Source organism: Candidatus Chloroploca mongolica (assembly GCF_004762035.2).
GTDB classification, from domain to species: Bacteria; Chloroflexota; Chloroflexia; order Chloroflexales; family Chloroflexaceae; genus Chloroploca; species Chloroploca mongolica.
Genome location: NZ_SIJK02000032.1, coordinates 1 through 24,526 on the forward strand (window position 1 = coordinate 1; position 24,526 = coordinate 24,526).

Annotated in this window: 20 protein-coding genes, 1 tRNA gene and 1 CRISPR repeat array (1 of these 22 cut by a window edge); of the genes, 12 read left to right on the plus strand and 9 right to left on the minus strand. The window is 59.3% G+C overall.

What is annotated here, in order from left to right:
- The 5 genes from EYB53_RS16545 to hsdR all read right to left on the minus strand — a co-directional run.
- On the minus strand, window positions 1-589 hold a 589-nt coding region (locus EYB53_RS16545; protein WP_205712673.1), incomplete at its 3' end, for a hypothetical protein.
- A gap of 1 nt (window position 590) precedes the next feature.
- On the minus strand, window positions 591-1,985 hold the full coding sequence (locus tag EYB53_RS16550) for a hypothetical protein (protein ID WP_135479531.1): 1,395 nt from the start codon (window positions 1,983-1,985) through the stop codon (window positions 591-593).
- Window positions 1,982-3,736: a restriction endonuclease subunit S gene (locus EYB53_RS16555; RefSeq protein WP_135479532.1), complete on the minus strand. Its 1,755-nt coding sequence runs from the start codon at window positions 3,734-3,736 to the stop codon at window positions 1,982-1,984. Before EYB53_RS16555 ends, EYB53_RS16550 begins: the two co-directional genes overlap by 4 nt.
- Window positions 3,733-5,190, minus strand: a complete 1,458-nt coding sequence (locus EYB53_RS16560; protein WP_135479533.1) for an N-6 DNA methylase — start codon at window positions 5,188-5,190, stop codon at window positions 3,733-3,735. The genes EYB53_RS16555 and EYB53_RS16560 overlap by 4 nt, the downstream gene beginning before the upstream one ends.
- Before the next feature lie 3 nt (window positions 5,191-5,193).
- Window positions 5,194-7,638, minus strand: a complete 2,445-nt coding sequence (gene hsdR / locus EYB53_RS16565) for an EcoAI/FtnUII family type I restriction enzme subunit R (protein ID WP_135479573.1) — start codon at window positions 7,636-7,638, stop codon at window positions 5,194-5,196.
- An 809-nt stretch (window positions 7,639-8,447) separates the two neighbouring features.
- On the opposite strand from hsdR, the gene EYB53_RS16570 reads away from it, so the two are divergent.
- Window positions 8,448-8,524, plus strand: a tRNA-Val gene (locus EYB53_RS16570).
- A 55-nt stretch (window positions 8,525-8,579) separates the two neighbouring features.
- On the opposite strand, the gene EYB53_RS16575 is transcribed toward EYB53_RS16570, so the two are convergent.
- From EYB53_RS16575 to EYB53_RS16590, 4 genes are all read right to left on the minus strand, one after another.
- Complete coding sequence (locus tag EYB53_RS16575; protein ID WP_205712674.1) at window positions 8,580-9,815, minus strand: diaminopimelate decarboxylase family protein; 1,236 nt, start codon at window positions 9,813-9,815, stop codon at window positions 8,580-8,582.
- A 48-nt stretch (window positions 9,816-9,863) separates the two neighbouring features.
- Window positions 9,864-10,166: a hypothetical protein gene (locus EYB53_RS16580; protein ID WP_135479535.1), complete on the minus strand. Its 303-nt coding sequence runs from the start codon at window positions 10,164-10,166 to the stop codon at window positions 9,864-9,866.
- Window positions 10,167-10,243: 77 nt separating this feature from the next.
- A complete protein-coding gene (locus EYB53_RS16585; RefSeq protein WP_097654881.1) occupies window positions 10,244-10,963 on the minus strand; it encodes an SDR family oxidoreductase in 720 nt (239 codons plus the stop codon).
- Window positions 10,964-11,019: 56 nt separating this feature from the next.
- The gene (locus EYB53_RS16590) at window positions 11,020-11,385 is read right to left on the minus strand and encodes a hypothetical protein (RefSeq protein ID WP_135479536.1); all 366 of its coding nucleotides are present in this window, start codon (window positions 11,383-11,385) and stop codon (window positions 11,020-11,022) included.
- 457 nt (window positions 11,386-11,842) lie between these two features.
- On the opposite strand from EYB53_RS16590, the gene EYB53_RS16595 reads away from it, so the two are divergent.
- The 11 genes from EYB53_RS16595 (at window position 11,843) to cas4 (ending at window position 23,923) form a co-directional block, all read left to right on the plus strand.
- Window positions 11,843-12,052 carry an HTH domain-containing protein gene (locus EYB53_RS16595; RefSeq protein WP_097654880.1) on the plus strand — a complete coding sequence of 70 codons (210 nt, stop codon included), beginning with the start codon at window positions 11,843-11,845 and terminating at the stop codon, window positions 12,050-12,052.
- A gap of 103 nt (window positions 12,053-12,155) precedes the next feature.
- On the plus strand, window positions 12,156-13,202 hold the full coding sequence (locus EYB53_RS16600; RefSeq protein WP_135479537.1) for a helix-turn-helix transcriptional regulator: 1,047 nt from the start codon (window positions 12,156-12,158) through the stop codon (window positions 13,200-13,202).
- Window positions 13,203-13,205: 3 nt separating this feature from the next.
- Window positions 13,206-15,740, plus strand: coding sequence for a CRISPR-associated helicase Cas3' (gene cas3 / locus EYB53_RS16605; RefSeq protein ID WP_135479538.1), 2,535 nt, complete (start codon window positions 13,206-13,208; stop codon window positions 15,738-15,740).
- Window positions 15,741-15,759: 19 nt separating this feature from the next.
- The gene (locus EYB53_RS16610) at window positions 15,760-17,595 is read left to right on the plus strand and encodes a hypothetical protein (RefSeq protein ID WP_135479539.1); all 1,836 of its coding nucleotides are present in this window, start codon (window positions 15,760-15,762) and stop codon (window positions 17,593-17,595) included.
- A 21-nt stretch (window positions 17,596-17,616) separates the two neighbouring features.
- The gene (locus EYB53_RS16615) at window positions 17,617-18,633 is read left to right on the plus strand and encodes a DevR family CRISPR-associated autoregulator (protein ID WP_135479540.1); all 1,017 of its coding nucleotides are present in this window, start codon (window positions 17,617-17,619) and stop codon (window positions 18,631-18,633) included.
- Between the two features lie 11 nt (window positions 18,634-18,644).
- Window positions 18,645-19,376 carry a hypothetical protein gene (locus tag EYB53_RS16620; RefSeq protein WP_135479541.1) on the plus strand — a complete coding sequence of 244 codons (732 nt, stop codon included), beginning with the start codon at window positions 18,645-18,647 and terminating at the stop codon, window positions 19,374-19,376.
- 2 nt (window positions 19,377-19,378) lie between these two features.
- On the plus strand, window positions 19,379-20,929 hold the full coding sequence (locus EYB53_RS16625; RefSeq protein WP_135479542.1) for a transposase: 1,551 nt from the start codon (window positions 19,379-19,381) through the stop codon (window positions 20,927-20,929).
- Between the two features lie 13 nt (window positions 20,930-20,942).
- Complete coding sequence (gene cas6, locus EYB53_RS16630) at window positions 20,943-21,908, plus strand: CRISPR system precrRNA processing endoribonuclease RAMP protein Cas6 (protein WP_135479543.1); 966 nt, start codon at window positions 20,943-20,945, stop codon at window positions 21,906-21,908.
- Between the two features lie 149 nt (window positions 21,909-22,057).
- The gene (gene cas1, locus EYB53_RS16635) at window positions 22,058-23,071 is read left to right on the plus strand and encodes a CRISPR-associated endonuclease Cas1 (RefSeq protein WP_135479544.1); all 1,014 of its coding nucleotides are present in this window, start codon (window positions 22,058-22,060) and stop codon (window positions 23,069-23,071) included.
- A 2-nt stretch (window positions 23,072-23,073) separates the two neighbouring features.
- A complete protein-coding gene (cas2, locus tag EYB53_RS16640) occupies window positions 23,074-23,331 on the plus strand; it encodes a CRISPR-associated endonuclease Cas2 (protein ID WP_135479545.1) in 258 nt (85 codons plus the stop codon).
- Window positions 23,324-23,923 carry a CRISPR-associated protein Cas4 gene (gene cas4, locus EYB53_RS16645; RefSeq protein WP_135479546.1) on the plus strand — a complete coding sequence of 200 codons (600 nt, stop codon included), beginning with the start codon at window positions 23,324-23,326 and terminating at the stop codon, window positions 23,921-23,923. The genes cas2 and cas4 overlap by 8 nt, the downstream gene beginning before the upstream one ends.
- A 380-nt stretch (window positions 23,924-24,303) precedes the next feature.
- Window positions 24,304-24,526: direct repeats of the CRISPR family, unit length 37 nt; unit sequence GGTTCCGCACCATCGGCTCAAGGTTGAGCACTGAAAC; it runs 3,677 nt beyond the window's last position.

Sequence of the window (24,526 nt, forward strand, 5' to 3'; positions counted from 1 at the left end):
CCCCGGCCACGACCCCGGCCACGCCCCCGGCCACGCCCACGCCCACGACCCCGGCCACGACCCCGGCCACGACCCAGGCCACGCCCACGGCCACGACCCCGGCCACGCCCACGCCCACGCCCCCGGCCACGCCCCCGCCCACGCCCATGGCCACGCCCATGGCCACGCCCACGGCCACGCCCTCAGCCACGTCCACGGCCACGCCCTCAGCCACGCCCCGGGCCCTGCCCACGGCCACGCCCACGCCCACGCTCACGGCCACGCTCACGGCCACGCCCACGCCCACGCCAAACCATGCAACCTCCAGACCGGCAAGTTGGAACATGCCCGCGATGGGAAAGGCCGCCAGTGCCCAGACCAGCGCAATCAACGCTGTGCGTAGCAGGTGCCCTATACCGCGCCGAAAGGCTGGTTCGCGCCAGGAGCGGCGGGCCTGCCATAGACTAAAATCCTCGGGCAGTTCCAGGGACAGAGCTGTCACCCGGCGGCGAAAGGAGTCTGGTCGCAGGTAGAGTTCCAACGGCAGCAGCAGGCCTGCGCGGATGACGGCCCAGCCGCTGCTGGGCGGGGTTGGTTGGGGCTGGTGCATGTTACGTTCCTCCCAGGCCGAGCATGTCTTGCAACCAGGCCCGTGCTTGTTCAAGCGGGATGACTCCGAACACGACGAGCAGGACGACGACAACAAAGAACAATCCAAAGATCCAGGCGCTCAGGGCGTCGAGGCCGCTGCCGATCCGCTTGATCAACTGGCCGAGGTGTTTGGGGAGGCTGAGCAGCCAGGCCAGGGCATGGCGCAACCAGCCCCAGACGCCGCGCCGTTGCGGGGCGACTTGCGCCGGTGCCGGGAGTGGAAGCGGAATCTGATCGCGGTAGTAGCGCAGCGCTTGCTCCAGGCCGCTGCCTTCGTCGCGGGCGCGGTAGAGCGCGGTGCCGGCGATCTGCAGGTGGGCCGGATGCCCGCCGGCCCAGTCTCTGGCGGCGCGCACTTCGGCATTGGTCAGGCTGTGGCGTCCGGGTTGGAGCAACAGCGCCTCGGCGTCGCTCGGCGCGAGTTCGGGCAGGTGGTAGACCATCAACCCGTCGTAGAACGAAGAGGTCAGGCCGTCGCGTCGCTCGGTGCAGTAGCGCTCAATCCGTTCGTCCGAGGCGACCAGCATCAGCAGTCGGCGGGTCTGACGCATCTCGCGCAGGTCGTCGAAGAAGGTCGGAAAGTGAAAGGCCTGAGCCGAGGTCGGGCGCAGCAGTTTTTCAAAGTTGTCGATGGCGAGCAACGGCAACACGATCGGCTGCAGCCTGGCATAGGCCGACAGTACCCGCCGAAGCAACTCTGCATCGGCCACGCTGCCGCTGGTGGCTTCGGCAATAAGTGCCGCAGGCGCAGGTTGGCGCTGCTGCTCGGCGGGCAGGGCCAGCAGCAGACCGGTGGCGGCTGCGGCATAGAACTGCCCGACCTGATGGATGGCATCTAGGTTCAGCACGGCCCAACAGATCGGGGTGGGGCGTAGCGGGCCGTCTTCGGCCAGCAGATAGTTGATCAGGCTGGTCTTACCCAGCGCCTTTGCGCCGACCAGATTGACCGACTGACCATCGCGCAGGGAGCGCCCGACCTGTTGCAGCAGGTGGTCGCGCCCGAAGATCGGCTCGGGCGGCACGAGCGGGCGCGAGGGGGCGAAGGGCATGCGGTGGGGTGAGGGTGGCGCACCTGCGACCGAATTGGGCGTCGGAGGGGGTGTCGGCTCCGGCGCGACCGGCAGCGACTCAACATCGTCGGGATGTTCCTCGACCGCGATGTGCTGCGCCCGCAGGGCCGCCTTGAGTTGCGCGATCTGTGTTCGGGCCTCGCGGATACCGGCAGACACGCCGGGAGGCTCGAAGCTGCTGCTGAGCGCGGCTCGCTGCTGCAAGTAGTGCGCCAGCGTCCGGCGATAGGTGCGCAAGCGAGCCACAAGCTGATCGATCTCATCCTGGGTCAGCATAGCTGTCACTCCCGCCGATCGGCAACCGGCCCCGGCTCCTCGGGTGCCACCGCCGTATGCAAGAGCGCCTCGAGCAAGCGCCCCCGCGTCGCCTCCGCCGCGCCCAACCGCGCCTCCAGCGCATCGCAGAGGGCCATGAGTTCGTCGACCTTCGCGACGATCCGGTGCTGCTCGGCGAGAGGTGGGAGGGGGAGTGGGCAACCGCGAAGCTGAGTCATATTAATGGATGCAAGATTCGTAGTCTGCTTGGCGGCATCTTCAAAATAGGCTCGCCCATTGATGCTATTCGTATAGATCATCACCCAGCGGGGGTTGATCTCTTCTGAGGGTGGTCGAACACGGAATACATGATTCTGGTGTATGCAGTGACTAACCTCTCCGTCCCAAACAGCTGTACGACCAAGTTTATCCCAATCACCGCCTTCAGTCATCAAAATATCACCGTACTTCAATCTGAATCGGATCGCATCTCCTCTCTTGACAGTAATAGTTTTGACGACCGACAAGTCTAAGAAACCGCGCTGGACGTTAGCAACACGGAGATACGGCACTTCAATCCGATCATCTGGTGGCAGTTTCTGACCCTTTGTGACGCCGCTTACGATGACAAAAACATCATCAAATGATGGGATTTCCCAACAATCGGGGTATTCAAATGGGACTGTATCGCGGGTTAGTGGTTGAACTGGACTTCTTTCTCTGAGACCCTCGGCTTTGAAGCAAAGAGTCTTTGCTTTTGCGAGTCGCTTCAGCAACTCCCCCGCCGGCTCATCGCTCGGATCCTGCGGCACGAGTTTGCCGCGCACCGCGAGGTCGAGGATGACGCGGCGCAGCGCCGGAACCTGGTCGGCGCGGGCGCTGAGGGCGGCGAGGTGTTCCAGCGCGAAGGCAGCGTCGGCGCGGAAGCGCAGCGGGTCGGGGTCGGGGCGGTGCAGGCGGGCCAGGCTCGCCGCCGCCAGCCGGTCGCGGGTGGCCTCCCGCGCTGCGCGCTCGGCCTCCAGTGCGTCGCAGAGGGCCATGAGTTCGTCGACCTTCGCGACGATCCGGCGCTGCTCGGCGAGGGGTGGGAGGGGGAAGGGTGAACTGGCGAAGTATTCGCCTGATACGCGCTTCTGTCCAGCGGTGCCGGTCATCTTCGGAATACCAGTGTCGATGAATTGCGGGCTCTTCAGGTGAATGAGAATGTAGTCTGGATTGACGAACAGAGGGCGTACAATGTGTAACTCAGTCGTACCGCTCCCGAATCCACCCATCAAGTTGCGAAATACGGTAGACTTTCCATTCTCGAAACAGGGTGTGATTTTTGCCAGGCCGACATCGCCGTCGGCAAAATGGGTATATCCGCGCTTGATGTCACCCCACAAACGAACCTCGTGTTTGTTTGCGGCACCATATTCCGCTGGAACCATAGGCATAGGTACAAACGACGCTTCAGTATCATCAGGTGCTTCATTTCGGGGGCTGAGGATACCTATCTCTGCAATCTGGCTCCAGGCCCATTTCGTGGGCAATGGATAAGGTATATCTTCTTCTGCGAGGCTTGGATACCCTTTTGGTTTTCGAGCCAGGCCCGCCTCCACCAAACGCGCCTTTTCCGCCGTAATCCGCTTCAGCAACTCCCCCGCCGGCTCATCGCTCGGATCCTGCGGCACGAGTTTGCCGCGCACTGCCAGGTCGAGGATGAAGCGGCGCAGGCGGGCGACGGCGTCGGGGGCGTCGGCGATGCGCTGGTAGTGGGTCAGGAGCAGGTCGGTATTCATCGTAGCAACGCCTCCGCCAGGATGGCCTTGAGTTGCTCGCGCAGTTCGGCGCTGCGAGCCTCGGCAGCGTCCAGGTCGGCCAGCAGTTGCTGCGGGTCGCCGTGGTCGTCGGCAACCACGTGCGGGTTCTTGATGTCCAGGTTGTAGCCGCGGGCCTGCACCTCCTCGGCGCTCACTCGCCAGGCCTGGGGCGTCTCGACCCGCCCCTCGCGCTGCGGGCCGCCCCACCAGGCGACGCAGGGTTGCAGGTGCTCCAGGCGGATCGGCCTGGTCATCGAGTAGGCTTTCTGGCCGGACGGCACCTGGTGCTCGTAGAACCAGATTTCGCTGGTTGGCGTGCCTTTCTCGAAGAAGAGCAGGTTGGTGCCGATCGAGGCGTAGGGCCGAAAGACCGAGTTGGGCAGGCGCACAATCGTATGCAGGTTGCACTCCTGCAGCAGATGCTCTTTCAGGCGGGTCTTGACGCCCTCACCAAAGAGCGTGCCGTCAGGTAGCACAACTGCCGCCCGCCCGCCTGGCTTGAGCAGCCGGATGATCAGCGCCAGGAACAGGTCGGCAGTCTCGCGAGTGCGGAAGTGCTGCGGGAAGTTGGCCTCGATCCCGTCTTCTTCGGTGCCGCCAAAGGGCGGATTGGTCAGCACGATCTCGACCCGATCTTTCTGCTCCCAACTGATGTAGGGCCGGGCCAGGGTGTTATTGTGACGCACAAAACTCGGGTCTTCGATCCCGTTCAGGAGCATGTTGGTCACGCAGAGCATGTGCGGCAACTGCTTCTTCTCTACCGCCCGCAAGCCTGCCTGCATGGCCCGCTCGTCCTCGGGTCGCTTGACGTAGTGGCTGCGCATGTGGCGAATGGCGCAGGTCAGGAAGCCGCCCGTACCACAGGCCGGGTCGAACAGCGTTTCGCCGGGGTGCGGGTCGAGCCGCTCGACCATGAAGCTGGTCACAGCGCGGGGGGTGTAGTACTCACCAGCGTTCCCGGCGGCCTGCAAGTCGTTGAGCAGTTGCTCGTAGATGTCGCCGAAATGCTGGCGTTCGTGCAGGTCGTTGAAGTCGATCTGGTTGATCTTGTTCAGCACCTGGCGGATCAGGTGCCCCGATTTCATGTAGTTGTAGGCGTCCTCGAACACATCGCGTACCACCCGCCGCCGGTTGTCGGCCTGGCCTGCGAGCGGGAGTTCCTTGAGTGCCGGGAAGAGGTCGTTATTGATGAAGCCGAGCAGCGCCTCGCCGGTCAAACCCTCCGGGTCGGCGGCCCAGGCTCGCCACTGGAACGGCGCGGGGATCGCCGAGCGGTAGTCATGGATCATCAACTCCAGTTCCTGATCCTGGTCGTCAAAGATCTTGAGGAAGAACATCCAGCACAACTGGCTGATGCGCTGCGCATCGCCATCGACTCCCGTATCCTGGCGCATGATATCCTGCACCGATTTGACAAGTGTGCGTACCTGCATAGCTCAGGCGACCTCCTGATAGAGCGCGGATTGCATCGAACGCACCGCCCGCTCGAAACCGGGGCGGTCGCCGAAGGCTTTGATCAGTTGTACTGGGGTGCCCAGATCCGAGAAGGGCGGGATCTGCAAGACCCGTGGATCGTCGAGGTTGATCATCCCCTCGTCCTGGTACTTCGCCAGCAGCGCTTCGAGCACAGCCCTGGCGCGGGCACCATAGGTTGCAAAAACATCGCGCTTGCGCACCTGCTCGGCCCGTTCGCGGCGAGTCAGCGGGCGGGCGTCGAAGGCCAGGTGGCAGACCAGGTCGAAGGGATCGAGGTCTTTGCCAACCACCTCTTTGAGCAGATCGAGCGTCAGCCCCTCCTCGGCCAGTTCATCGACCACCGCCTGCTTGCGCTCAGCCGTCTGCCAGCGTTGCAGGAAGGCGTCGAGGCTGATGTAGCGCCGCCGCAGCGCCTTGCGGGTGAAGTCGCGCAACGACTCAGTGATCAGCTTGCCATACTCGTCGAGGTACTGCGCCCGCTCGGCAATAATCGTCGCGCTCACACCATCAACATAGATCTTGCGCTGCCCACCCTGGCGGTAGGCCCAGGTCACCCCGCCCGGATCGTCGATCACCGCCTCGTCTGCGTCCGGGTCGGGCGGAAGCTCCGCATCGTCGCTGGCATCGTCCACATCGGGCGGGCTGACCGGATCGTCCGCGCCAGGCTCGTAGATCTGCACCGGCTCGCCGTCGAACTCCGGGTCAGCGAAGTGGTTCGTCGCCCCCCGGAAGTCGATCAACGTGAAGTAGAACTTGTGCGTATCCTCGTGGACCCGCGTGCCGCGCCCAACGATCTGCTTGAACTCGGTCATCGAACCAACCTCGCGGTCGAGCACAATCAGTCGGCAAGTCTGCACATCGACCCCGGTGGAGAGCAAGCGCGAGGTCGTCACCAGCACCGGATAGCGCGACTCGGGGTCGATGAAGTTGCCCAGTTGCGCCTGGCCCTCCGCATCGCCGCCGGTAATCCGCATCACGTAGCGCGAATTCTCGGCGATCAGATCGGCATTCTCGTTAACCAGCGCCTGGCGCATACGCGCAGCGTGCTCCTGGTCAACGCAGAAAATGATCGTCTTCTGATAGCGGTCGTTCAGCTCCTTGAGGAACGCCGTCACCTTGGCCGCCACCAGCCTGGTGCGCTCATCGAGGACGAGGGTGCGGTCAAAATCTTTCGTGTTGTAGATCCGATCCGCAACCTCCTCGCCATCGCGGTCGAGCTGGCCCCGCTCGGGGCGATAGCCCTCCACATCGCGGTCGATATGGATCTTGACCACCTTGTAGGGTGCCAGGAAGCCGTCGCGGATGCCCTGCTTCAGCGAGTAGGAGTAGACCGGATCGCCGAAGTAGGCGATATTCGAGACATACTTCGTCTCTTTCGGCGTGGCAGTGAGACCGATCTGGGTCGCCGAACTGAAGTATTCGAGGATCTCGCGCCAGGCCGAGTCTTCCGCTGCGCTCCCCCGATGGCACTCGTCGATCACAATCAGGTCGAAGAAGCTCGGCGAGAACTCGCGAAACAGCTTCTGGCGCTCCTCGGGGCCGGTGATCGCCTGGTACAACCCCAGATAGACCTCGTAGGCCGTATCGATCCGCCGCTTGCGGTCGATTGCCGTGGTCAGTTCGACCGAACTGCCATCATCACGCTCAATCGTTTTGGCCTGGGTCGAGAGCTTGGCCATCGCCGGGCCGAAAGGCCGAAAGTCGTTGACCATAGTCTGGTCAACCAGCACATTCCGGTCGGCCAGGAACAGAATGCGCCGCTTGTAGCCGGCCTTCCACAGCCGCCAGATGATCTGGAAGGCGGTATAGGTCTTGCCGGTGCCGGTGGCCATCACCAGCAGGACGCGCTGCTGCCCCCGCGCAATCGCCTCAATCGCCGCATTGACCGCATTGACCTGGTAGTAACGCGGCGTCTTGCCACCCCCATCGTCGAAGTAGTCCTGCAGCACCAGCGAGTCGGTTTCGGGCGGCAAACCCTTCCAGGCCCGGTAGCGCGTCCAGAGGTCGCCGGGGCTGGGAAACGCATCGAGGCCGAGAGTTGTTTCGGGCTGGGGGAAGGTGCCGGTACGGTCGTGCAACAGGAAGCCGTCGCCATTGGAGGTGAAGACGAAGGGGATATCCAGCGTCTCGGCATAGTCGAGTGCCTGCTGCATCCCATCGCCGAGGCTGTGGTTGTTATCTTTGGCCTCAATCAGCGCCAGCGGGATATTCGGCTTATAGGAGAGGATGTAATCGGCGCGCTTATGCTGGCCGCGGGTCACCATCTTGCCGCGCACGATAATCCGGCCCCTGGTGAAGCCAACCTCCTCGCGGATCTGGGTCAACTCGTCCCAACCGGCTCGGCGCAGCGCGGGAGTGATGAACTTGGTGCAGATATCGCGTTCGCTGAGTTCGCGCTTGTTCATAGGCGGTGCTCCAACGACAGGCATGAGTCATCACGACGTACGACCACAGAACAACCAGGCTGCACGCATACAGACATATCTGCAACGCCCTCACATATGGGCGAGGCAGGCAGGAGCGCAGGATACCTGGGATCTACAACACCCCCCCCAGGCACACAGCGACGATCAGGTAGGAGATCGGAGGAAGCCATGTGAACGCACAGAGAGGTGAATCACCAGAGCAGCAGCTTGCATGCAATGTGCAGGCGATGCTACAATGGCAACGCACACAACAATCACTACCACAGACAGAACCCGCTCCAAAGCTTGGCGGCAGGAGGGCGGGTTTTGTGTTTCCTGAGCTGAAGTATAACATAACACCCCAGGTATGAGCGTCAAAACCCCCTTGAAACTGATCGGCAGACGAGTCGGCAGGCTGATCGCCGGGTGCCATTGAATCGCGTCTGTCGAATGTGACGCAGCGCACAGAGGCGTGCTATACTGCCAGGCAAGACAGAACCCACTCCTCGCGGCCAGGCTTAGAGTGGGTTCTGTTGCACGCTATTCGCTTGTGCATTGCCTTCGTGATCCCACAGCGTTCGTCACGACTGATGCCCGACCAGGTTATATAGACGACCTGGAAGTCCTGCGCCAGATAGGGCCAGTCGCTGGAGCCAGCCAGCACGCTGCTGGTGGCTGGTTGCACCTCCACATAGCCGAAAGGTGTTCACCTAGTTTCTCCGCTTCCATGTATGACTTTGCCGTTGCCCTGGAAGCGCAGGTCGATACTTGCGCGTCCCCGGCGCGTATGGTATACTTCGCGTCACTGCGGGCGATTAGCTCAGTTGGCTAGAGCGCATCCTTCACACGGATGAGGTCACTGGTTCGAGTCCAGTATCGCCCACCACTCCCGGTTCTTTCCAGAAGTCCTCCTTCGTTCGTAGCAACCCTTTACGTTAGCCCTAAACGATCGTTTGTAGATAATCCTCAATCGTTTCAGCGCGCCTGATCATGCGGATCTGTCCGTCTGCTTCGAGCAGGAGCTCGGCGGACCGGAGTTTGCCGTTGTAGCTGAAGCCCATGGCGTGCCCGTGCGCACCGGCATCGTGGATCACGATCAGGTCGCCTGGGGCGAGCGTTGGTAGGGGGCGCTGGATGGCGAATTTGTCGTTGTTTTCGCAGAGCGATCCGGTGATATCGTAGAGCGTATCATTGGGCAGGTGGGCTTTGGCGGGTACGGTGATGTGATGGTACGCTCCGTACATCCCTGGGCGCATGAGGTTGGCCATTGAGGCGTCGAGGCCCGCATAGGTGCGGTAGGTCTGTTTGATGTGGCGTACCGAGGCGATCAGGTAGCCGTGTGGCCCGGTGATGAGCCTGCCGCATTCGGTGAAGATGGCCGGTCGTGGCAGCCCTGTCCCGTCAAAGGTGGCCTCGTAGACGGCACGGATGCCTGCGCCAAGGGCATGCAGATCAACCGGCGCTTCTTCGGGGCGGTACGGAATGCCGATGCCGCCCCCAAGATTGACAAACTCGAATGAAATCGCCAGGCTTGCACTCAGTTCAGCGACAAGCTCAAAGAGCATGCGGGCGGTCTCGACAAAATAACTCGGCTCGCGTTCGTTCGAGGCAAGCATGGTATGGAGACCAAAGCGGCGGATGCCCTGATCCCTGGCGGCGGCATAGCCGGCAAAGAGTTGGTCGCGGGTGACACCGAATTTCGCCTCTTCGGGGCGGCCAATGATCACATTGCCGGTGCGTTGCGCACCCGGGTTATAGCGAAACGAGAGGATCGCAGGCAGGCCAGCGTGGTGGGCCAGAAACGCGAGGTGGTTGAGGTCATCGAGGTTGATCAAGGCCCCGAGCCGTCGCGCCTGGATAAACTCTTCAGCGGGGGTCGTGTTCGAGGTGAACATGATCAATTCACCGCTTAAACCCACCCGTTCAGCCAGCACGAGTTCGGCCAATGAACTGCAATCGGCCCCGCAACCCGCTGCGGCCAGCAGGGCCAGGATATGGGGATTGGGCGTGGCTTTGACGGCAAAAAACTCACGGAAGGTGGGTGCCCAGGCAAACGCCTGTTGCAAGGCCCGGGCCGAGCGTTGCATCCCTGCTGCATCGTAGAGATAGAATGGGGTTGGGTAACGGGCCACAAGTGTCTGGAGTTGGGCGACATCAAGGGGAAACTGGCCTGGCACAGCGGGGGCTCCTTCGCTGTTCATTGAAGGCGGGCAGACAGCAGCGAGCTAGGGAGTTGTTACCCCAAGCATCCGTGCCAGCAGCACACTGTGGGCTTCGTTAAAGTAGCATGCCCGTTGACCGGCAGGGGTATAAAAGACAACATCGCCGCCCGAGCCAAAGATCGCACGATAGCCACCGATCTCACGAATGCGCTTTTGCTGAACCGCCAGCAACTCACGCAAAAGATCGGTTGCCTGCTGGTTCAACGTCAGCGCATCGTAGCCACGGACAACATGGTAGATCAGCAGGGCTGGTTCTGTGTTGGATTCGTACGTGATTTCGTAGTCACCAATAATTTGCGTAACCATTGTTGTTCTCGGGAGTTGCTCCCTGGGTAGGCGATCAGGACGAGCGAAGCCGTTCCTGATCGCCTACCATCCACATATCACAAATCGACCTGTCGCGGCATAATCGGCAACTCATCAACGCGGAGACTCGCTGGCAACGTACATGTCCAGAGAATCGCCTGGGCAACATCATCGGTCGTAAGCAAACGACGGCGGAAGGTCTCATCGGGATTGAGTGGAGCGAGATCGGCGTTGATCATCCCTGAGATGATATTGGTCACAAAGATATTGTACGGGCGTACTTCCTGGGCGAGCGATTGCGAGAGCCCAGCGAGCGCAAATTTGGCGGCGCTGAAGGGGCTGATATTGGCGATACCGATCTTGCCGACACGTGAGCCGAGGTTGATGATCGTACCGCTGCGCTGCCGTTTCATATAGGGAATAACGGCCCTTGACGTATAAAAGACACCTGTCAGATTGGTGTCAATAATCGAACGCCATTCGCTATCGGTAAACTGTTCGATGGGTGAAATCTTCATCATGCCACCAGCACAGTTGACCAGGATATCAATCCGGCCGAGCAGCGCAACCGTCTGCTCAATCAAGCGTTGTACCTGGGTCGAGTCGGTCACATCGGTGGGAATACTAAAACCCTGTTGCCCTTCACCAGCAATTTCAGCAACGAGGTGCTCGAGACGATCCCGGCGGCGAGCAGCAACAATGACGGTGGCCCCTTCGCGGGCGAAGACACGAGCCGTGGCGTAGCCAACCCCGCTAGAGGCACCTGTAATGATCGCAACACGTCCTTTGAGTTTCATGGACTCCTCGTGGCATCTGTTGGACTATTCTGTCTGCATAAGACGTACCTTCTTGATTATAGCTCAGCTTTGATGATGTTGTGCAGGTTTCTTTTGTAGAGAATGCCGGTGGGCGCAGCAGCAATGGCAAGGAGTGCCATCCCATGGCCGTCAGGCCGAAGCACGCGCCCCACACGCCGCCCCTTTGCCCATCCCCCGTACGGGCACGGCGGCGCCGTGCCCCGACGCCGACCCATCGCCCCCCCCGTACGGGCACGGCGCCGCCGACCCATCGCCCTCCCCCCGTACGGGCACGGCGGCGCCGTGCCCCCGCCGCGCGCGGCACCAGCACCACCACCCCGTAGGGGCGCAGCAGCCCAGTCGCCCGCCCCGTTCATCACCCCGCCCCCCTCGTCGCTGCTGCGCCCTGCTGCCGTGGACATGAAACGCCTCCTTGATTCAATCCGGGGCGGAGGGGCACCACCAACACGCCAGGGGGCGCAGCAGCATACGGGGGCAGATGCCACCCACGGTGGCCCGTGGGCTGCTGCGCCCCTACACCGGACGGGCACGGCGCTGCCGTGCCCCACCGCCGTGCCGCCCCCGTACGGGCACGGCGCCGCCGTGCCCCTACCCCGCCGCTGCCCCGGCGATGCCGCCGCCCCCGTACGGGCACGGCGGCGCCGTGCCCCGCCGTGGTGGGGAGCTGGAATGCACCGGTGCGCCAGCAGTAGGGTGGGAGGAGAATGAAACACAGCCCTGCGAGAAGCCTGGTTGTTGAACCAGGCTTCTCGCAGGGCCATTTTACGTCCAGACAATCTATGCGGTGTTGCACTACCTGCAACAGCACCCTGGTACGGTGAGCACAGCAGACGTAATGCTCACACAGGAGGTGTTGCAATGTTTGGCAGCAAGCAACGCAAACGCGAACGCCTCGCACGGTACCAGGAGATGCTCGCTACCGAGCCCTTATCCCAGGCGGAACTTGCAACACGGCTGGGTATCCCGCGTTCGACTGTCATGCGCGATCTGGCCGACCTAGAAGATCAGGGTATTCAGTTAGAAGAAGACGAGACTGGTCGGCTGCGGCTTTTTCGGCAGTGGTGGTGATTCATACTGCAACAAGATCATCTGCTCTTTCTTATCCTCATACCACAGTCTTGTTGCAATTTTGGTCGCAGGCATATGATATGCTCAATTGCAGGAGAGAACCATGACACGAGCATTTGCCAAATCAGATCGCATTGGACAGGTAGAGCGGCTTTTATTGACGAGTCGCGTGCCGCTTTCGCAGGCGGAAATAGCCCGTCGCTGCGAAGTGCATCGTTCAACGATTGGACGCCTGGTGCAAGGCATGATCGACAACGGCATTCCCGTCCGCCTGACCGACGACGGCCTGATCTACATCGAACGAACCGCGTACCTCAGCCAGATCCATCTCCGTCTGCACGAAGCCCTCGCCGTCTTTCTGGCGTGTCGTCTGCTCGCACGCTATAGCGACAAACCGAACGAACACACGGTTGCGACGCTTGAAAAACTTGGCACATCATTGCAGGGCTTGATGCCGGTGCTCGGCCAGCACATCAGCGGCACGACGACTATCTTGCGCAACCGCTTGCCAAAACAACCTGGCGACTATCAGCGTACCCTGGAAAAGCTCACCGAAGCCTGGGCCACGGGCGTCAAACTCCGCATCTGGTACCGCCCATTGCAGGCGCAACGGGCCTTTCAACACACCTTTGCGCCATACATGCTCGAACCATCAGCGATCGGCTACAGCACCTATGCCATTGGCCTCGCCGAGCCACCGGGCAAACTGCGCACCCGCAAAGTCGAACGCATCGAACGCATCGAACTCACCGACGAACCCTTCACCATACCGAGAGACTTTGATCCCAATGCCCTGCTCGCCGGAGCATGGGGCATCTGGTTTGATCTGGACGATCAGCCAATAACCGTACGGCTGCGTTTCAGTGGCAATCAAACGATCCGGCGGGTACTTGAGGCCGTCTGGCATCCTTCGCAGCGTACCGAAGTGGATAACGAAGCAAGGTTGAACTGGACAGCCGAGATTGATGAACCCCAGGAGATGATGAACTGGATCAGGGGGTGGGGGCCAGAGTGTGAGGTGCTCGATCCAGCGACCCTGCGTGAACAGATCATTGGTGAAGTGCGGCGGCAGATGCGGATGTATGGGATCAATGATGCTGATCTCAACAATCGGCAACAACGTTTCAATGATATTTTCGGATCGGAGTAGTCTATGCCACTGTATGCATACCAGGAACGAGTTGATGTGCTGCTCAGAGCAGGCCGCAACATTATTTTGCAGGCTCCAACCGGGGCTGGCAAGACGCGCGCCGCGCTCTTCCCGTTTCTTGATGGGTGGCGCAATGATCCAGGCGCTTTTCCTCGCCAGTGCATCTATGCCGTGCCAATGCGCGTACTCGCAAATCAATTCGAGGTTGAATATAAGGCTGTCGTCGCCCGCTTTGCAACCTCGCACGGGTTAACCCAGGTTAACAGCGTGTGTGTTCAAACAGGTGCCCGCCCTGATGATCGCAAACTTGAGAGTGATTTAATCTTTACAACGATTGATCAAGTTTTGAGTAGCTTCTTGACTATTCCCTATAGCTTGAGCAATCGTCAGGCTAATCTGAATGCTGGTGCGATCATTAGTAGCTACCTCGTCTTCGATGAATTTCACCTCTTTCCGGTTGATGAGCATGGCAATGGCGCACTTGCAACCACGCTGGCGATGCTCCAATTCCTCAAAGGCGTTACGCCTTTCGTGTTGATGACCGCAACCTTCTCGGAGGCGATGCTGCGACGTCTTTGTACGTTGCTTGATGCTGAGCCGGTTGTGTTAACACAAGAGGAGATTGATGCAATTCCATCACAGCAAGGCAAGCAGCGCCGCTATCGCTACCTGGCCGATGAATTGACGTCCAGTGCCATCATGAGCGACTTCGTGCAACATAGCCGTAAGCGCGTTGTTGTTGTCTGCAATACGGTTGACCGGGCACAGGCGCTGGCACAAGCCCTGCGATCTGAAGCCGCAGGGTTGAATCTCCATATTGAGTTGCTGCATAGTCGGTTTTATGCGGGTGATCGTAATCAAAAAGAAGAGCATATTCGCCATGAGTTTGGTGCAGACAAGCGTGCCTATCAGTGGGGGCCAACCATCCTGGTTGCGACCCAGGTGATCGAAGTTGGGCTCAACATTACCTGCGAGGTGCTTCATACCGAGATGGCCCCAGCAGCGGCGATCATTCAACGGGCTGGACGTTGTGCCCGCTTTGCAGGCGAGGCTGGTGAAGTTCTCGTCTATGATGTGCCCCGTCGTGAAGATGGTTCGTTCAACTTTGCGCCCTACCTTGACCCAAAACCAGGCAAGCATGCGTCTGAGGTTGAGGTGGAAGGTCAATCGAAACTGTGTGAGCGTACCCAGGCAGCATTTGCGCAATTGCCACCAGACGGTGCTGTGCTGAACTATCACGCTGAACTGGATCTCGTCAACGTGGCCCACGAACCATTTGATCTGCGCCTCCTCGATCGCCTCGAAGCGAATCGGCATAATCTACGTGAAGCTATCGAAGCTGTCTTGAAGCAACAGGATCGAACAAGCGGACGCGATCTCATTCGCGATATTGATAGTCGCACCGTCATTGTGCATCCCAATCCAACCCCTGAAACAGTACCTAACCCCTATCGCTATGAAGGGATCAGCGTTCGCCGCAATGCCCTGCTTGGCTGGTACAGTCGTGTGCAAGCCATCGCAATGGAGTTGGAGTTGGATTGGGTGGTCAAGCTTGCCGTCAGTGCCAGGGCCAGCGCCACCGAGGCAAGCGAAGAGCCAGAGCAACGACAACGTCTGGAAACACACTGGCTTGCGCTTGGCCCGAGCACGATCGCTGAGGATATTCGTGGAGCATGCCGCGACATCGCAGGTAGCAGCCTGATCGCAGTCAACCCTGCCCTGGTGCAATACGACCAACAGCTAGGCTTTCGTTTTGAGGTAGGAACGCCGGCTGAAGTGGCCGAAACGACCAGACCGCAACGCCACGGTGATGACTTTGGCCCGATCCAGCGTGAAACGTACCGTGAGCATATTGCCGGTCTCTACCGTGTCTACACAAGCACATTACGTGACCAGACTGCAGCAGTGCAGCGTCGGTTCGAAAGCCACCTTGGTCTCGACTCAGGCCACCTTGATCGGGCCATTCGGCTGATGTTTGCCGTTCACGACCTGGGCAAACTGGATCAGGTGTGGCAAGCATGGGCGCATACCTGGCAAGTGCGCGTCACGCAACTACGCAAGGATAAAGACCTATGCATTGATGCTGCGTATATGGCGGCCCACACCGACTATGACAGCCAGACTGAGTGGGCTGAAAACAACGCCATTCAGCCCCGACGACCACCGCATGCTGCGGAAAGTGCGCGTGCGGCTTGCGATCTCATCGGGGCAATGGCTGGAAACTGCGATGCACTTCATGTCGCACTTATGACAGCGATTGTCTGCCATCACAGTTCAACCTTCCGCTACCATCACGGCCCGTTCAAACCAGTTTCACAGCATGCCCGCACCGCCTTTAACGAAGCCATGCACCAGGTTGGCCTCATCAATGACCCGGTATTACTAGCTGCACGCAAAACTGTTGCCTGGCAAGGCTTTGAAGCCGCTGAAGGCTTGAGCGACCATCTTATTCGCGTGGATCGCCGCGATCAGGTGATCCTCTATTTGCTCCTGGTACGAATCCTGCGGCTTGCTGATCAGCATTCGCAAGATTCATAAAAATTCGAAAGGGTATGACATGCCAACAGTGACCCAACTCTGCATTCCGATGACGACAACCCCGGTAGCAGCGTTGCTGGCGGCTGCGGGGGTGGCAAGGTGGTTTGCGGATGCCCTGCGCGACATCACCGGCGATGGTGGAGATGTCCGGATAGCAAACGCCGGGCACAGCATCATTGTCAGCACGGCTAGGGTGGTGAGTCGTGAACAACTCCGTCAGGTGCCCTATCGTGACCCGACAATGAGATGGATTCAGACTGACAAGACAGGCTCGCCGCCGGCTGATTTGCCCGTGCTTGACTATGAAGCCGAGAAACGGCACAACAGCGACTACTACCAGGAGCTTGAGCGTTATCGCAAGCTCAAGATCAATGTAAAGACCTTGCCATCAGATGAACGCAATGCACTTGAACAAAAAGCTCCGCGTCCTTACTGGCCGGTCGCAGTAAAAATCAATCAGATGAGCGCGCTGAATGCCTATAACAAAGCGGTTGAGGCATGGGCTGCGTGCCGCCCGATCTACCCTGAGTTGATTGATCTCATCTGGACACTTTTTAGCGGCAAGCCCGGTGCAATTGAGCAAGCCCAAGAGGCCTGGGTGCAACTGGCAAAGACTCACGGGCTTGAGCATAAAGCCTTGCTTTCGGCGACCCAGGTGGTCAATCCAGAACAGGGAAAGGGGGCAAATCGTGCGAAGGCTGATGCGCTGACGATTGGCGGGCGGGAAAGCTTCTGGTTACTCGAATACTTCAAGTTTGCTGGTCTCTTTGATGCCGCTTTACCGCGAACCGTGCAGAGCAAAAAAGATCGCAAAACGTACATTGTGATCCCGTCAGCCGAAGGCATCGAACTACACTGGCATGACACGATTTTCAAGCAATTTCAGCAACAATTCTGGGCTGGCACGGCGATCAAAATGGATATTCAGGCCGCCTTGCGTTACACCGATGCGATGCTGGCCCAATGGGAAGGGGCCATGCTTAGTAGTGGTCGCCAACGCAAACCCTCAGACCTGATTCAAGGCTTTGCCGTTGTGGCGTACAAAGACCTTGGCAGTGCCTTTGCCGTGATGAATGTTTCCACGATCAATCTGCCTGATTGGATCGCGGCACCTGAAGAGGTGAGTGCAATCCAGCATTGGCGTGATGAAGTTGACCAGCACCAACGCATTATTGGTGCGCTGGAAGAGAAGTTTTCTGAGGAAGAGCATCTGTTACGTCACTACCGCGACTTTCTTTCCAGCCGCGACCCGAACCTGACGGCTTTTTTCGCCTTTACTACGGGCTATGCCAGCCATGTTATGAGCAAAATGAGCAAGCGGCAACCAGTGCGCCGCTTCACGATCAACACTTTGGAGGTGATCATTATGGCAAACGACAACCGGCGCGAAAAACCCCTTGCCCCGATCCTGGAGACCCAAGGCTTTCGCAACATTGCGACCGCAATTCGTCGGAGTACGGTGATTCCACAGTATCAAAAGACGAAAGGTGACACACCGTATGATGTCCGTTACGGTCTGGCCGATGATTTGCGCCGCAAAGCACGCAATAATGCCGAATTTATGCGTGCCCTCAGCGAGTTTATGCAACAGTACAATCAGGAAAATAAGCGCATCTTTGCTCGGGAGAAGCGCCCGGTACGCGCTGATATTACCACCGGCGATATCACCGACATTGTCAATTTGATCGACGAGTACGATGCTCCCACGGTTGCGAATCTTCTCATTGCCTATGGCTATGCCCGTGACCCCAAGACGCCGGATGCGGTTCATGAAGAGAGCGATGCGGCAACAAGCGAGCCTGAACTTACATCCGAAGAGCCCACCGCAGAAACGCATGAGAATCAGCCCTTTTAGTTTGAAGGAGAACCCCAGACCATGACTACGCACATCTATTCGCTTGCCCTTGCGATCAATGCCACGCTCGATATGCACAATCTCAATAATGAAGGCAACGAAGGCAACCAGCTTCAGACGCGCATGGTTGATATTGTTGGTGCCGACGGCAACCTCTACAATGTCAATGCAATTAGCGGTGATATGCTCAAACATATCCAGGCCGAGCACCTGTTCAACCTGGCACGCCAGCGCAACTTGCCACTCTGCGCGGGTTGCAAACTCTTCAATCCTAACCGAATCAATGCTGATCAGGATTTCATTACCCGAACTAAAGGGAAGACGGATGTCGAAACGCTAGATGAACTCTTGCGTCTGTGCGCGATGGATGACCTTGAAGGCATCCTGATCACCGAGGGGGGACGCTCGATCCCGCGCAAGAGCGTGGTTGAATTTGGTTGGGCCGTGGGCATTCCTGACATAACACGCGAAGGCCATAACCAGAGCTTCTTTCACGTCAAGTATGCGACGGAGCGCAGTGAAGGCAAACGGAAAGAAGAGGCGGCCACCCGCGTGCAAAAAGGTACTGGTGGTGATGAGGGCAAGACTGGTGGCGCGAATTTGGGTCAGGCGATTTTTCACCGCCCTGCGTCAAGCGGCAAATACGCCATTGTCTGTCATCTCGAAATAGGGCGCATAGGCTACAACGACATTGCCCAACGCTACGCCATTTCTGAAGAAGAGCGTGCTGAGCGTACTCGTGCGCTGCTTGAGAGTGTGCTGCATACCTTTGTCCAACTCAACGGTGCCATGCGTTCAGCGCAACTGCCGCACCTTGTCGCGCTCGAAGGTGCGCTCGCGTACTCAACAATGCTGTTGCCTGCACCGCTGATCAGCCCGATCACCGATGACTACCGCGATCAGATGAGCCGTGTTGCCCGGGCAGTGGGCGGTGAACAGGGTATTGTCGTCGAAAACTTTGACTCACTTGGGCACCTTGCCGAGCAGATTCAGAGCCTCGCACAATCGGCACGGCCATACGCGCTCGAGCCAGCGTAGGAGTTACAGCCATGTGGATCTACGCTGTCTATCAACCAGTAGCGCTCTTTTCGCTCAAACCAGCGATGGCAACCTCGTCTGGCGGCAAGACACTGTTGTGCCCAACACCCTTTGCCTTGAAAATGGCCCTGCTTGATGCCGCCCTGCGCACACAGGGTCTCGCAGCAGGTGAACGGCTCTGGCCGCTGATCAGGGATATGCGCCTACAAATTGCCTTGCCCTCACATATCGTAGTCATCAATACCTTTACCAAGATTGTTCGCCCAAAAAAGGGCGGGTCAAGCGATGATAATGGTAGTGGCCTCTTGACACCGCTGGGCAATACCATTGCCTATCGTGAATATGTCAACTACAGTGGCCAATTTGCGCTGGCACTTCAGCCAGTACAAAGCAAAGCAGCACCATCATCGATCATTGATCTGCTAACCCAGATCAACTACTTTGGCAAACGGGGTGGCTTTGTCCAGTTAATGCAACCACCCAAAGTCTACGACAATGACGATCTCCCATCAGATCAGAAATGGGTTATGCTTACCGAAGACCAACCAGCCTTTCAAGCGAGTGGCACGCTTCAGATGCTTGATGACTGTGGATCGAAGCTTAGCTTTGAGCAAGTCAATATCTACAGTTCGAAACGCATCACCCTTGGCAAAGACCGTCTGCTCCGTCACATTGTGCTTCCGTATCGCCTGGAGCGCAGCAGTCGTGGTTTTAGTATGTATACACAGATAGCGATGCCATAACCATGCACCACCACCGTCGTACCATCCGCTTAGCTGGCTATGACTATCGTCAGGCCGGGGTCTATTTCATTACGATCTGCACCCATCAACGTACCCACCTCTTTGCTGATCCAATGCTTCGCCACATTGCCGAGCAACAATGGGCCGCCCTCGCTCACGCCGGTGAACGTGGTCAGCGCAAAGGGCGGGTGAAGATCGATGCCTTCGTCGTCATGCCCGATCATATCCACGGGATCATTGTCATCACCGATCGCGATGATCCCGTGGAAATCAATAGCAACACGGGTGATGATACGCCCCCGGGTGATGGCACGCCCCCGGGGAGGGCGCAGCAGCATACGGATGGGGGTGTGTCGCCGGGTGGCCCAGGGGCTGCTGCGCCCCTACATTGGGCAACCACCACCCCGATGACCGGCCCCACCCCGACGATCGCGGCGGCACCGGGTGACGCCCCGGCGATCGCGGCGGCATCGGGTGACACCCGGGCGATCGCGGCGGCATCGGGTGACGCCCCGACGATCGCGCCGATATCGGGCGATGGCACAACCCCACCACCGGGATGGGCAGAACATGTAGGGGCGCAGCAGCCCATGGCCCCCTCGTCCTTGGAGGCCCATCCGTATGCTGCTGCGCCCACGGCCCCGTCGTCTTTCAAGGCCCATCCTGCGCCCACGGCCACCTCGATGACCGAACCCACCCCGCGAACCGCCACCATATCGGTCGGCGGCCTTGGGATGGGGCACGATCCCACCCCGGCGATCGCGCCACCACCGGGGGTCGATACGACGCCGGGGCGGGCGCAGCAGCCTACGGATGGGGGTGTGTCGCCGGGTGGCCCAGGGGCTGCTGCGCCCCTACATCGGGCAACCACTGCCCCGGTGACCGGCCCCACCCCGGCGATCGCGGCGGCACCGGGGGGCGACACGACGATCGCGCCACCACCGGGGGGCGATACGCCCCCGGGGAGGGCGCAGCAGCTTACGGATGGGGGTGTGTCGCCGGGTGGCCCAGGGGCTGCTGCGCCCCTACATCGGGCAACCACTGCCCCGGTGACCGGCCCCACCCCGGCGATCGCGGCGGCACCGGGGGGCGACACGACGATCGCGCCACCACCGGGGGGCGATACGCCCCCGGGGAGGGCGCAGCAGCATACGGATGGGGGTGTGTCGCCGGGTGGCCCAGGGGCTGCTGCGCCCCTACATTGGGCAAACGCCGCCTCGGTGACCGAACCCACCCCGGCGATCGCGGCGGCACCGGGTGGGCTTGCGTTGACCGAGGGGATGTCCAATGTTTCGGCGTTGGGGATCAATGTAGAGCCGGGATCGTTGGGGGCGATTGTGCGTTCGTTTAAGGCGGCGGTTGCGCGACGGGTCAATGCGCGTCGTAAACAGCCTGGGGCCGCTGTGTGGCAACGTGGCTATTATGAACGCATTGTGCGTGATCAAGCTGAATTCGATGCTATCCGTCAGTATATCGAGGATAATCCACGTCGTTGGGCTGAGGCACGCGATCGGCTCGATCACCTTTTGAACAGGATGCAACAACAACGCTGAGGAGTCTGCGGTTATGACGTTGACGACCCATCATTTGACTTTTACGGCAACTGCGCTGACCCCTGTGGCGCTCGGTGAGCAGAGTGGCTCTGCGGTGCGCGGTGCATTGGCTGGGGCGCTCTGGGAACGCTTTTGTGCGAATCGGGAGGCTCCAACGTGTGATCGGTGTCCTCTTCTCGAGGTTTGCCCGGTGGCGGCGTTGCTGGCGCCTATGCGGAGCGAAGATGAGAAGGGCGGCGATCAGCGCCCTCGTCCGTATGTGGTGCGCCCCCCTCGTGAAGGGGCGCGTACCTATCAACCCGGTGAGACGCTTCAGTTTGGCTTGGCCCTCTTTGGTACGGCTGCGTCGCTCTTTCCATATGTGGTGATGGCTGCGCACGAACTTGAACGTGGTGGGCTCGGCATACCCCTGGCCCAACTCGGTCGCCGTCGCGGTCAACTGCGGCTTAGTTCGATTGAAGCGGTTGATCCGCTGTCCGGTCTCCACCAAACGCTCTACAGTGATGCGGCTGGGCAGGTACGCCAGCCCGGCCTGGCGATCAAGGCTGAAGATGTGCGTGCATTTGCTCAGTCACTTTCGGATAAAAAGGTGTCTCTTATTTTGCATACTCCGATGCGCTTGATCGAGCAAGGTCACTTGCTCAAACAGATCGCCTTGCGTCCGTTGTTGCAGCGCTTGATGCGACGTCTCGATGATCTTTCGCTGGCTTATGGCGACGGGGCGCTTGGCATCGATTTTCGGGCATTGCTTGATCTGGCTGAGCAGGTAGAGGTTATTGACGATCGCACGCGTTGGGTTGATCTTGTCAGTGCGAGTTCGCGCACCCAGCGTCGTACTCCCATCGGCGGGTTGATCGGTCAGGTGACGTTTGCTGGCGAGCTTGGTCCATTGCGTGAGTTGCTCGTCTGGGGGTCGCTTGTTCATGTGGGCAAGAATGCGGTCAAAGGCGATGGTTGGTATTCGTTTGCGACACCGTAGTTGCGTTGTATGAGGGCTGGCTTGCTCCCTTTCAGACCAGGTTGAAGTTGCACGTGCTTGCTGCACCTTAACAAATCACCTTCTCTTTTTCGGCTCGTGATTGAGCACGGGTGATTGTACCCGCCGATTCAGGAAAGAGCGAGGAAGCTATGCATCTCTTTGTCCAGGAAAAAGGTGCGTTTATTGCCAAGCACCAGGGACGTCTGCGCGTGATGAAAGCGAAAGATCGGCTCAACGAGGTGCCCTTACTCCATTTGCAGCAGGTGCTTATCAATGGCGGAGGGGTGAGCATTAGCAGTGATGCCATTCGCGCATGTGCCGAAGAGGGCATTCCGATCCATTTTGTTAGTTCAAATGGCACACCACATTCCAGTCTTTACAGTGCTGGTCTCACTGGTACCGTACTAACCAGGCGTGCCCAACTACGGGCGTATGATGGCGAAGCAGGCCTTGCGTTGGCGCGCGCTTTTACGCTTGGCAAGCTACAGAATCAGGCCAATCTGCTGCGCTACGTCGCCAAATATCGCAAAGAGGCTGATCCAGATCTGCATGCGGCGCTGACGGTGGTGGCGAGCGAGGTTGTTGATAGTCTGCAGGCGGTGCGGGACTTGCAGGGGGTCAGTGTCGAAGCGTTACGCGACCGTTTGATGGGCATTGAAGGGCGCTATGCCGCACGCTATTGGGGCGCACTTGCCCCGCTGGTGCCTGCCGAACTTGCCTGGCCTGGGCGTGAAACGCAGGGGGCGGCTGACGCCTTTAACCAGGTGCTTAACTATGGGTACGGGGTTTTGTATGGACAAGTGGAACACGCAATTATTTTAGCGGGCCTTGATCCCTATGCCGGTCTTCTCCATGCTGATCGCCCCGGCAAACCGAGTCTGGTTCTTGATCTGATTGAGGAATTTCGTCAGGCGGTTGTTGATCGCACCCTGCTCGGGCAAGTTACCCGTGGGTGGAGCATCGGGCGAGACGAAGATGGACGGCTTGATGCCGATACACGTGAACGCATTGTGACCCGGGTGCTCGAACGCCTTGAATCGAGCGAGGCCTACGAAGGCAAACGGCAACCACTGCGGCACATTCTGCAATGTCAGGCACGCCATATTGCCACCTTTGTACGCGGCGAACGCGAAGCGTATCAACCCTTTGTTATGGGATGGTAGTTATGCAGTGTCTGCTCATCTACGACATTCCACATGACGGCACCCGCCAGAAAGTCGCCGACGCCTGCCTCGATTATGGCTTACAGCGGGTGCAATACAGTGCGTTTGTTGGCGATCTGAGCCGCACGCACCAGCGTGCGCTCTTTGGCGAAATCACCAGGCGGGTCAAAGGCCGCTCGGCCAACATTCAACTCTTCCCGCTTGATGAGCGAAGTTGGAGCGGACGGCGCGTCTTGACCCAGGAGGGCAAAGATGGATAAGGTACTGCTTGAAGTCACTGATCTCAAACAGTGGCGTTACTGTCCACGCATCGTCTGGTACCGGTACTGCACCCCTGCGATACGACCGGTCACTGCGCTGATGGATCAGGGACGAACAAACCATCAGGCGGAAGAAGGTCGAGAAGAGCGGCGCTCATTGCGGATGTACGGCCTTAAAGCAGGCGAGCGACACTTTGACGTACGGCTCCGTTCCGAGGGTCTGGGCTTACGGGGTCGGGTTGACCTAGCGATTGCCGTACCAGACCGCACCAGTCCAGGTGCACAGGCAGTGGTGGTTGAATACAAAGACAGCGAAGCGCCTACCGGAAGCCATTTCAAACTCCAACTGACGGCCTACGCCTTGCTGGTCGAAGAAGCATGGCAGATCCCGGTAACAGGGGGCTGGATCTACAAAATTCCGCTGCGCCAGGCCGAAGCGATCAAACTCACGACGAGCCTGCGCACCCAGGTTACCACCACTGTTGCGACGATCCAGGCAGCCATCGGTGGCGAGCACATGCCTGATGCCCCAGCCAATCGTCGGCCATGCATCACCTGCGAATTTCGTCGTTTTTGCAACGACGTTGTCTAAACAGGCAAGCTTTAGCGCACAGTGGACATCCCTTGACGCCCCTATCGGCAACGCGTGAGCGCATCAAACCGCGCTCACGCAGAGCCAGAGACAGTTCCAGAAGCCTCCAAGAGAGGTCGTGTCGCAAGTCAGTGCTTGACCCAGGCAAATTGGCCCATCGCAAAAGCACCTGTCAAGCAATCGCGCCTCATCTAGAGCATCAGGATACGTAAACCGAGGGCTCGCAACTTTACAGCGTTGGGCAACAAAACCCAAGTTGCGAAGAACGGACTTGAAAGGGCGCAAAAACGTCCTATAATGACAGCACAGGAAAGCATATGACGCAACAAAACACACCTTCCCGGCATAAAAGACCTCCGCAGCCCCCAATCAAGGTCGGGGGTTCCGCACCATCGGCTCAAGGTTGAGCACTGAAACGGCAAGCGTGGCGCGGTTTGACGCCCGCTGCGTCTGGGTTCCGCACCATCGGCTCAAGGTTGAGCACTGAAACCGTGGCGCACGGCGATGCGAGCGAATTGCTTGGCCTGGTTCCGCACCATCGGCTCAAGGTTGAGCACTGAAACATTAACAAGCTGGTGTAGGCGCGGTGCCAGTCGGCGGTTC

Excerpts from the sequence above, each read along its gene's own strand:
- EYB53_RS16610 (WP_135479539.1), top strand. The coding sequence starts at position 15,760 with ATGCCAACAGTGACCCAACTCTGCATTCCGATGACGACAACCCCGGTA.
- cas3 (WP_135479538.1), top strand. The coding sequence starts at position 13,206 with ATGCCACTGTATGCATACCAGGAACGAGTTGATGTGCTGCTCAGAGCA.
- EYB53_RS16590 (WP_135479536.1), bottom strand. The coding sequence starts at position 11,385 with ATGTCCACGGCAGCAGGGCGCAGCAGCGACGAGGGGGGCGGGGTGATG.
- cas4 (WP_135479546.1), top strand. The coding sequence starts at position 23,324 with ATGGATAAGGTACTGCTTGAAGTCACTGATCTCAAACAGTGGCGTTAC.
- EYB53_RS16580 (WP_135479535.1), bottom strand. The coding sequence starts at position 10,166 with ATGGTTACGCAAATTATTGGTGACTACGAAATCACGTACGAATCCAAC.
- EYB53_RS16560 (WP_135479533.1), bottom strand. The coding sequence starts at position 5,190 with ATGCAGGTACGCACACTTGTCAAATCGGTGCAGGATATCATGCGCCAG.
- EYB53_RS16600 (WP_135479537.1), top strand. The coding sequence starts at position 12,156 with ATGACACGAGCATTTGCCAAATCAGATCGCATTGGACAGGTAGAGCGG.
- EYB53_RS16585 (WP_097654881.1), bottom strand. The coding sequence starts at position 10,963 with ATGAAACTCAAAGGACGTGTTGCGATCATTACAGGTGCCTCTAGCGGG.
- EYB53_RS16615 (WP_135479540.1), top strand. The coding sequence starts at position 17,617 with ATGACTACGCACATCTATTCGCTTGCCCTTGCGATCAATGCCACGCTC.
- cas1 (WP_135479544.1), top strand. The coding sequence starts at position 22,058 with ATGCATCTCTTTGTCCAGGAAAAAGGTGCGTTTATTGCCAAGCACCAG.
- EYB53_RS16625 (WP_135479542.1), top strand. The coding sequence starts at position 19,379 with ATGCACCACCACCGTCGTACCATCCGCTTAGCTGGCTATGACTATCGT.
- cas2 (WP_135479545.1), top strand. The coding sequence starts at position 23,074 with ATGCAGTGTCTGCTCATCTACGACATTCCACATGACGGCACCCGCCAG.
- EYB53_RS16555 (WP_135479532.1), bottom strand. The coding sequence starts at position 3,736 with ATGAATACCGACCTGCTCCTGACCCACTACCAGCGCATCGCCGACGCC.
- cas6 (WP_135479543.1), top strand. The coding sequence starts at position 20,943 with ATGACGTTGACGACCCATCATTTGACTTTTACGGCAACTGCGCTGACC.
- EYB53_RS16620 (WP_135479541.1), top strand. The coding sequence starts at position 18,645 with ATGTGGATCTACGCTGTCTATCAACCAGTAGCGCTCTTTTCGCTCAAA.
- hsdR (WP_135479573.1), bottom strand. The coding sequence starts at position 7,638 with ATGAACAAGCGCGAACTCAGCGAACGCGATATCTGCACCAAGTTCATC.
- EYB53_RS16595 (WP_097654880.1), top strand. The coding sequence starts at position 11,843 with ATGTTTGGCAGCAAGCAACGCAAACGCGAACGCCTCGCACGGTACCAG.